Source organism: Caballeronia humi, from assembly GCF_001544475.1.
Lineage (GTDB): Bacteria > Pseudomonadota > Gammaproteobacteria > Burkholderiales > Burkholderiaceae > Caballeronia > Caballeronia humi.
Genome location: NZ_FCNW02000175.1, coordinates 1 through 1,442, shown reverse-complemented (window position 1 = coordinate 1,442; position 1,442 = coordinate 1). Strand labels below are relative to the sequence as shown.

Here is a 1,442-nt window from a genome sequence, read left to right as displayed (position 1 = left end):
CAGCGCGGGAAGGGCGCCGAATTGCGCCGGCTCGGGGGTAGCGTCTTCGATGAGATAGAGCATGGAAGGCCATCCGATAAAAAGAAAAACCCGCGCACGGCACACGTGTCGCGGGCATGGCGTCTGGTGCTTAGGCGCTTCGGACCGCGGCGACAGCGGGTGTCAACGCCGCACACGCGGTCTCGATGCGCCGGCACGCGTCGCAGCGTGGGCATCGGAACAGCATACGCGATGCGCACATGGTTCTCCACGCCCAACGCGCTACCGTGCACCACGCCGACATGCGCCGCCGCCAGCAAATAGTTGGCGAAGTCGAGATCGGTAGCGATGACATCGCCCGAAGGCGTAGTAGCACCTATCGCGCCCGAGCAGTCCACGAAGGCGTAGAACGCGCCATCGAGTGCATCGCAACGCAGGCCGGGGCAGCGTGCCATGGTATCGACCACGAGATCGCTGCAGGTGCGCAACTCATCGATCCATTCGAGCAGGAAATCCGTGCCGCCTTCCAGCGCCGCGAGCGTCGCCGCTTGCGAGATCGTGCTCGGATTCGACGTGCTCTGCGATCGCAGCGTCTGCGTCGCCCGGATTAGCCACGCGGGACCGCCCGCATAGCCGATGCGCCAGCCCGTCATCGAATACACCTTCGATACGCCGTTGACCGTCAGCGTGCGCTCGCGCAGACGCGGTTCGACCTGCACGGGCGTATAGAACGGCTATCCTCACTTGGAAGGATTGATTCAAGCGGAAGGGGAAGCTCTTCGGACCCCGTGGGCCGTCAACGGCCTCAAACTTTGGCGACCCCAATGCGATACTGATTTACGAAAGCGGGCCAGTCGACATGTTGCACCAGCGGGAGATCGTCGACCACCACGACTTTCGCTCGTGCCCGATAAAAAAGAGCGATGCATGTCGCGGGAAAATTATTCCGCGAGGGATAGAGCAGACCGTCGAAGGCTGGGAAGCCGCTGTTGTCGAGCGCCTCGTAAATCTGCCGAGAGATTCGCTGCGTGTGGATGTAACGTCGGCTTGCCAGTTGACCGAGATTGAGGCCGAACTCCCGCGCCATCACGCCTGGTGCGGTCATGTCAGCCAAGTTCAGTCGCTCGACTACGCCGACAGCACGCACAATGCGTCCACGAATCTCGCTTAGCGTAATGGTTTGCGAACGGCTTCGGTGCCATTGGTGCTGATGAAAAACCGACTCCATCAATACAGTCTGAAGGTCGAAGCCCAAGTACAGAACCCCATAGCCACCCTTCGGATCGTCGTATCGATTTGCGGAGCTTGTACCAAAATAGAGCGGCGTGGCGGCGTATTCGATTCGGCTAATGTGCTGGAGCAGTTCTCCCGCCGCAATGACGCGGTTTGGCATCGACAAAATCAAACTGCTTCCTCACCGTGAATACCGACCACGCTCAGCACAACCTCGACAAGTTGATCGA

2 protein-coding genes are annotated in these 1,442 nt (G+C 60.3%); both read right to left on the bottom strand.

All coding sequences use genetic code 11. The annotated features are described in order from the left end of the window. Positions 1–698 (bottom strand): aminotransferase class I/II-fold pyridoxal phosphate-dependent enzyme (locus tag AWB65_RS34860; protein ID WP_125474304.1); only part of this gene is annotated, 698 nt, incomplete at its 3' end. Positions 699–784: 86 nt separating this feature from the next. After that, positions 785–1,372, bottom strand: a complete 588-nt coding sequence (locus AWB65_RS34855; RefSeq protein WP_445344301.1) for an RES family NAD+ phosphorylase — start codon at positions 1,370–1,372, stop codon at positions 785–787. Between the last annotated feature and the right edge of the window lie 70 nt (positions 1,373–1,442).

Coding starts and splice junctions, on each gene's coding strand:
- AWB65_RS34855 (WP_445344301.1), bottom strand. CDS start 1,372: ATGCCAAACCGCGTCATTGCGGCGGGAGAACTGCTCCAGCACATTAGC.